Source organism: Bacillus sp. SIMBA_074 (assembly GCF_046534555.1).
Taxonomy (GTDB): domain Bacteria; phylum Bacillota; class Bacilli; order Bacillales; family Bacillaceae_G; genus Bacillus_A; species Bacillus_A mycoides.
In genome coordinates this window covers 1-268 of the sequence record NZ_JAWRYM010000606.1, presented here as the reverse complement: position 1 = coordinate 268, position 268 = coordinate 1, and the positions used below count along the sequence as shown (strand labels likewise).

Sequence of the window (268 nt, the reverse complement as noted above, 5' to 3'; positions counted from 1 at the left end):
CCGGTAATGCTCCAGGAGCGGTTTCTATGTCAGTGGGGACTCCAACTGCCAATTCGTTGACACTGACGTATGCTTCGATGGAAAATTGATAATGGTGAACCGCCCAAGCTAATGCCCGATACATAGAACCCGTATCAATGTATACGTATTCCAGCTGTCCGGCTACTTTTTGGGCAACAGTGCTCTTCCCTGCTCCCGCTGGTCCATCAATTGCAATGTTCATTACTTCTCACCTGCTATGTACAGTAGTTCTGAATGGGAATAAAAC

1 protein-coding gene is annotated in these 268 nt (G+C 47.0%); it reads right to left on the bottom strand.

Features of this window, described 5'->3' with window-relative positions:
• Window positions 1-223: (d)CMP kinase (locus SB773_RS32170; RefSeq protein ID WP_410594417.1), on the bottom strand; the 223-nt coding region annotated here is incomplete at its 3' end.
• Window positions 224-268 lie beyond the last annotated feature (45 nt).